The following is a 6,739-nucleotide window of genomic DNA, read 5'->3' as shown; positions in this document are numbered from 1 at the left end:
GTTTTTCCCACAGACACTCTTCGCGTAACGGCATTGCCAGACTCCGAAAATGAAACCTAACCAACCCGATCGTTCCCACGCTCKGCGTGGGAATGCCTCATTGGACGCTCCGCGTCCGTTGTTGGGACGCGGAGCGTCCCGGGCTGCATTCCCACGCCGAGCGTGGGAACGATCGGGTTGGTTAGGTTTCATTTTCGGAGTCTGGCAATGCCGTTACGCGAAGAGTGTCTGTGGGAAAAACTGACGCCGCAAAGGCCCGACAACGCGGCGCTCAAGGGTGAAGTGACAGTCGATGTCTGCGTCATCGGTGCCGGTTTCACCGGTCTGTCGGCGGCGGTGCATCTGCTGGAACAAGGTAAATCGGTGTGTGTGCTGGAAGCTCATCGCGCCGGCCATGGTGGTTCGGGGCGCAATGTCGGCTTGGTCAACGCCGGCATGTGGATTGCACCGGACGACATCGAAGCCGGATTCGGCGAAGCGGTGGGCAGCCAGCTCAACCGCATGCTCGGTGCGGCGCCGTCCCTGGTGTTCAGCCTTGTGGACAAGTACAACATCGATTGCCAGTTACGCCGAGAAGGCACGCTTCACATGGCGCACAACGCCCGTGGCGAAGCGGATTTGCGCAGTCGTGAAGCACAATGGAAACGTCGCGGAGCGCCGGTCGAGCTACTGACCGGGCAAGCCTGCGAGCAGGCGACGGGCACTAAAAAAATCGCCGCAGCGTTGCTCGATCGACGTGCTGGCACCCTCAATCCGATGGCCTATACCACCGGGCTGGCCAAAGCGGCCATCGGCTTGGGCGGCCAACTGTTTGATCATTCTCCGGTCACCCGGCTCGAACGTCAGGGCCAACGCTGGTCGGTGCAAACCGCTCAGGGTTCGGTCATGGCCGAGAAAGTCGTGATTGCTTCCAATGCTTACACCGAAGGCGACTGGACGGAGTTGCGGCGTAACTTCTTCCCCGGTTACTACTACCAAGTGGCGTCGGTCCCTCTGACCGAAGACGCCGCGCAACAGATTCTGCCCGGTGGCCAGGGTTCCTGGGACACTCGCCAGGTGCTCAGCAGCATTCGTCGCGACAAGGACGGGCGGTTATTGCTCGGCAGTCTCGGTAATGGCAATCAGAAGCCGGCCTGGTTCCTCAAGGCATGGGCCGACCGTGTTCAGCAGCACTATTTTCCCTACCTCAAACCGGTGGAGTGGGAATGCACCTGGACCGGGCGCATTGCGTTCACCCCCGATCATTTGATGCGTCTGTTCGAACCGGCGCCCGGTTTAGTGGCAGTCACCGGTTACAACGGTCGTGGTGTGACGACAGGTACAGTCGTCGGCAAAGCCTTTGCCGATTATTTGTGTAACGGAAATCCTCAAGCGTTGCCGATACCTTTTGCTCCCATGCAGCCAATGGCGGGAGTCGGGCTGCGCAGCTGTTTGTACGAGGCCGGGTTTTCGCTGTATCACGCAGGCCAGTGCCTGCGGATCGTTATCTGATTGTTGAAATTTGTTGCTGGAAGCGGCGCTTTTCGGCGCAGCGACTAGCCTGTGATGGTGCGGGTTGTAGCAGTCCCGCACCAGCAGTGTGCACTTCGGTGACGAACGGTGTTACAGGCTGGTTGCACGTCGTTTGGCGCCGCGGTTGCAATGATGGCGCATGCGGGTTGCGCCTTTAAAAATAAATGGTTTTACCTTCCGCGGTTTAGACGGTTGCACGCCCAATGAAAATGGGACCGAAATTGTCGAAAAAACAATAATGCAGCGACTTTTTTCAGAATAAAAAACCGATGGCACGGCCCTTGCTCTGAGCATTCAGAGAAATCGCAGTGCCAACTAAAAAAAAACCTTGGAGCACCACCTCATGTCCCAGACGTTTTACAAGAAAGGCTTTCTGGCCCTCGCAGTGGCAGCTGCGCTGGGTGTTTCTGCGTTTGCACAAGCTGATGTGAAAATCGGTGTGGCGGGTCCGATGACRGGCGCCAACGCGGCATTTGGCGAGCAGTACATGAAGGGTGCACAGGCTGCAGCCGACGCGGTCAACGCGTCGGGTGGCGTAAACGGGGAAAAAATCGTACTGGTCAAAGGCGATGATGCCTGCGAACCGAAACAGGCTGTGACGGTCGCCAAGGACCTGACCAACCAGAAAGTCGCAGGCGTAGTCGGTCACTTCTGCTCCTCGTCGACCATCCCTGCTTCCGAGATCTACGACGAAGCGGGCATCATCGCAATCACCCCGGGTTCAACCAACCCGGCCGTTACCGAGCGCGGCCTGAGCGCCATGTTCCGTATGTGCGGGCGTGACGATCAGCAAGGCATCGTGGCCGGCGACTACATCGTCGACGTGCTCAAGGGCAAGAAGGTTGTCGTGCTGCACGACAAGGACACCTACGGTCAAGGTCTGGCAGATGCCACCAAGGCTCAACTGGTCAAGCGCGGCGTGACCCCGGTGCTGTATGAAGGCCTGACCCGTGGCGAAAAAGACTTCAGCACCATCGTGACCAAAATCCGCGGCGCTGGCGCCGATGTCGTCTACTTCGGTGGCCTGCACCCGGAAGCCGGTCCTCTGGTTCGCCAGCTGCGTGAACAAGGTCTGAAAGACGTCAAGTTCATGTCCGATGACGGCATCGTGACCGATGAACTGGTGACCACCGCTGGCGGTCCGCAATTCGTCGACGGCGTGTTGATGACGTTCGGCGCCGATCCACGCATGTTGCCAGAAAGCAAGGCAGTGGTAGACGCATTCCGTAAGGCCGGTACCGAGCCTGAAGGCTACACCCTGTACGCTTACGCTTCGGTCCAGGCCCTGGCTGCTGCCTTCAATGGCGCCAAGTCCAACAAAGGCGAAGAAGCGGCTGCGTGGCTGAAGAAAAACCCGGTCAAAACCGTCATGGGCGAGAAGACCTGGGATGGCAAGGGCGACCTGAAAGTGTCCGACTATGTGGTTTACCAGTGGGACAAGGACGGCAAATACCACCAGCTGGAAAAACAGAAGTAAGGGCTGACTCGATCAGCTGACTCCCACAGTTGCTCTATGTGGGAGCGAGCCTGCTCGCTCCCACAGGATCCTGTGATGGCCTGTCTGACCGTGTCTGACATCGCTCCGACGTACATCTGTATTTTTCTAGAAGAACCGCACACCCACAGGTGTGCAGGTTCTCATTGCGTGAGATTGCGTTATGGATGGTATTTTCCTGCAGCAACTGGTCAACGGCCTGACCCTCGGGTCGGTCTATGGCCTGATCGCCATCGGCTACACAATGGTCTATGGCATCATCGGCATGATCAACTTCGCCCACGGCGAGGTTTACATGATTTCTGCTTACCTGGCGGCAATCAGTCTGGCTCTGCTGGCTTACTTCGGTATCGAATCTTTCCCGCTGCTGATGCTCGGCACACTGATCTTTACCATCATCGTCACGGCGGTGTATGGCTGGGTCATCGAGCGCGTTGCCTACAAACCCCTGCGCAACTCCACCCGACTGGCGCCGCTGATCAGCGCCATCGGTATTTCGCTGATCCTGCAAAACTATGCACAGATCGCACAAGGCGCGAAGCAACAGGGTGTGCCCACCTTGCTGACGGGTGCCTGGCGCGTCGATATCGGCTCGGGTTTTGTGCAATTGACCTACACCAAGGTCTTCATTCTGGTTGCAGCGTTTGCCGGCATGGCCCTGCTGACCTACATCATCAAGTACACCAAGCTCGGCCGCATGTGCCGCGCCACCCAGCAAGACCGCAAGATGGCTTCGATCCTGGGGATCAACACCGATCGGGTGATTTCCTACGTGTTCATCATCGGTGCAGCGATGGCGGCCTTGGCCGGCGTGCTGATCACCATGAACTACGGCACTTTCGACTTCTATGCCGGCTTCATCATCGGTATCAAGGCGTTCACCGCCGCTGTGCTCGGCGGGATCGGTTCGCTACCGGGTGYCATGCTCGGCGGGATCATTCTCGGGATTTCCGAGTCGCTGTTTTCCGGTCTGGTCAATTCTGACTACAAAGACGTTTTCAGTTTCTCGTTGCTGGTCCTCGTTCTGGTCTTTCGGCCCCAAGGCCTGCTCGGCCGTCCTCTTGTGTCGAAGGTGTAAGCGATGTCTTCAACCACTAAAAAAACCATTGATATCAAAAAAAGTCTGGTTGACGCGATTCTTGCCGGCCTCATTGCCCTGATCGTGTTCGGGCCGATAGTCGGTGTCGTACTCGATGGCTACGGATTCAACCTGGAAACGACCCGGGTGGCATGGATTATCGCCATCGTCATGGCCGGTCGTTTTACCCTGAGCCTGTTCCTGCAAACCTCCAGGGGCCTGAAAATCCTCGATGGATTTGAAACCACCGGCTCCGGGGTGCATGTACTGCCGCCCGATTACAAATCCCGGTTGCGCTGGATCATCCCGCTGATGATCGTCATTGCCGTGGTGTTTCCGTTTTTCTCCAACTCCTACCTGTTGGGCGTGGTCATCCTTGGGTTGATCTACGTGCTACTCGGTTTGGGATTGAACATCGTGGTCGGCCTGGCTGGCCTGCTCGACCTGGGTTACGTGGCGTTCTATGCCATTGGCGCCTATGGCCTGGCGCTCGGTTACCAGTACCTCGGCCTGGGCTTCTGGACGGTGTTGCCGCTGGCGGCGATCACTGCCGGGCTTGCCGGCTGCATCCTCGGTTTCCCGGTGTTGCGCCTGCACGGTGACTACCTGGCGATCGTGACCCTGGGCTTCGGGGAGATCATCCGCTTGATCCTCAACAACTGGTTGTCGTTTACCGGTGGTCCGAACGGCATGGCGGCGCCGCTGCCAACGTTCTTCGGCCTGGAATTCGGCAAGCGGGCGAAAGACGGTGGCATACCATTCCACGAGTACTTCGGCATCGCCTACAACCCGGACGTGAAGTACTACTTCATTTATGCGGTGCTGTTCCTGGTTGTGCTGGCGGTGTTGTACATCAAGCACCGTTTGACCCGCATGCCCGTCGGCCGCGCCTGGGAAGCCTTGCGTGAAGACGAAATCGCCTGCCGCTCCATGGGCCTGAACCACGTGCTTGTGAAGCTCTCGGCGTTCACCATCGGCGCTTCTACGGCCGGCCTGGCTGGCGTGTTCTTTGCCACCTACCAGGGCTTCGTCAACCCGACCTCGTTTACCTTCTTCGAATCGGCCCTGATTCTTGCCATCGTGGTACTCGGTGGCATGGGCTCGACCATCGGCGTGGTGATTGCAGCCTTCGTGCTGACCGTCGCCCCGGAACWGCTGCGTGGCTTCGCGGAATACCGCGTGTTGCTGTTCGGCATTCTGATGGTGTTGATGATGATCTGGCGACCGCGCGGCCTGATTCGGATCAGCCGTACCGGTGTGACCCCGCGTAAAGGAGTAGCGCCATGAGCGAAGTCGTACTCTCGGTCGAGAAGCTGATGATGCACTTTGGCGGCATCAAGGCGCTGAGCGATGTCAGCCTGAAAGTGCATCGCAACTCGATCTTCGCCCTGATCGGCCCCAACGGCGCTGGCAAAACCACGGTGTTCAACTGCCTGACCGGGTTCTACAAGGCCTCGGGCGGCAAAATCGAACTCAACATTCGTGGGCAACAGACCAACGTCATCAAACTGCTGGGCGAATCATTCAAACCGACCGACTTCGTTTCGCCGAGATCCTTCGCCAGTCGGCTGTTCTACAAGGCATTCGGCGGCACCCACCTGGTGAACCGTGCCGGCCTGGCACGGACCTTCCAGAACATTCGCCTGTTCAAGGAAATGTCGGTACTGGAAAACCTGCTGGTGGCCCAACACATGTGGGTCAACCGCAGCATGTTGGCCGGCATCCTCAATACCAAGGGCTACCGCAAGGCAGAAAGTGATGCACTGGACCACGCCTTCTACTGGCTGGAAGTGGTGGATCTGGTGGATTGCGCCAACCGCCTGGCCGGTGAGCTGTCTTACGGCCAACAGCGCCGTCTGGAGATTGCCCGGGCCATGTGCACCCGTCCGCAGATCATCTGTCTCGACGAACCAGCCGCTGGCCTCAACCCTCAGGAAACCGAAGCGCTGAGCGCGATGATCCGGCTGCTGCGTGACGAGCACGATCTGACCGTGGTGCTGATCGAACACGACATGGGCATGGTAATGAGTATTTCCGACCACATTGTGGTGCTGGACCACGGCATCGTGATCGCCGAGGGCGGCCCCGATGCTATCCGCAACGACCCGAAAGTGATTGCAGCCTACCTGGGCGCCGACGAAGAGGAAGTGGTATGACGCAACCCATCCTCGAACTCAAGGAGCTGGACGTGTTTTACGGGCCGATCCAGGCCCTGAAGAAAGTCTCGCTGCACATCAATGAAGGTGAAACCGTCAGCCTGATCGGCTCCAACGGTGCCGGCAAGTCGACCCTGTTGATGTCGATCTTCGGCCAGCCGCGCGCGGCGGACGGGCAGATCATCTATCAGGGTGTGGACATTACGCACAAGTCGTCGCACTACATCGCCTCAAACGGTATCGCGCAATCGCCGGAAGGCCGGCGGGTGTTCCCCGACATGACCGTCGAGGAAAACCTGCTGATGGGTACCATCCCTATCGGTGACAAGTACGCCAAGGAAGACATGCAACGCATGTTCGAGTTGTTCCCAAGACTCGAAGAACGGCGCAATCAGCGGGCGATGACCATGTCCGGGGGCGAACAGCAAATGCTCGCCATCGCGCGTGCGTTGATGAGCCGGCCGAAACTGCTATTGCTTGACGAGCCGAGCCTGGGCC

General features: G+C 58.4%; 6 protein-coding genes. All 6 read left to right on the top strand.

Going from position 1 to position 6,739, the window contains the following annotated elements:
• Positions 1–207: 207 nt before the first annotated feature.
• Complete coding sequence (amaA, locus tag AC1DRJ_RS16765) at positions 208–1,491, top strand: L-pipecolate oxidase (RefSeq protein WP_477803137.1); 1,284 nt, start codon at positions 208–210, stop codon at positions 1,489–1,491.
• 364 nt (positions 1,492–1,855) lie between these two features.
• The gene (locus AC1DRJ_RS16760) at positions 1,856–2,989 is read left to right on the top strand and encodes a branched-chain amino acid ABC transporter substrate-binding protein (RefSeq protein ID WP_477803136.1); all 1,134 of its coding nucleotides are present in this window, start codon (positions 1,856–1,858) and stop codon (positions 2,987–2,989) included.
• A gap of 181 nt (positions 2,990–3,170) precedes the next feature.
• Positions 3,171–4,085, top strand: coding sequence for an ABC transporter permease subunit (locus tag AC1DRJ_RS16755; RefSeq protein WP_477803135.1), 915 nt, complete (start codon positions 3,171–3,173; stop codon positions 4,083–4,085).
• Between the two features lie 3 nt (positions 4,086–4,088).
• Positions 4,089–5,372 (top strand): high-affinity branched-chain amino acid ABC transporter permease LivM, encoded by a 1,284-nt coding sequence (gene livM, locus AC1DRJ_RS16750; protein ID WP_477803134.1) that lies wholly within the window; start codon positions 4,089–4,091, stop codon positions 5,370–5,372.
• The gene (locus AC1DRJ_RS16745) at positions 5,369–6,241 is read left to right on the top strand and encodes an ABC transporter ATP-binding protein (protein WP_477803133.1); all 873 of its coding nucleotides are present in this window, start codon (positions 5,369–5,371) and stop codon (positions 6,239–6,241) included. Before livM ends, AC1DRJ_RS16745 begins: the two co-directional genes overlap by 4 nt.
• Positions 6,238–6,739: ABC transporter ATP-binding protein (locus AC1DRJ_RS16740; protein WP_477803132.1), on the top strand; the 502-nt coding region annotated here is incomplete at its 3' end. The genes AC1DRJ_RS16745 and AC1DRJ_RS16740, both read left to right, overlap by 4 nt.

This window comes from Pseudomonas sp. P5_B2, assembly GCF_056400445.1.
The sequence above is the reverse complement of the archived record's forward strand: the minus strand, read 5'-3'. Positions and strand labels throughout refer to the sequence as shown.

Coding starts and splice junctions, on each gene's coding strand:
- amaA (WP_477803137.1), top strand. CDS start 208: ATGCCGTTACGCGAAGAGTGTCTGTGGGAAAAACTGACGCCGCAAAGG.
- AC1DRJ_RS16745 (WP_477803133.1), top strand. CDS start 5,369: ATGAGCGAAGTCGTACTCTCGGTCGAGAAGCTGATGATGCACTTTGGC.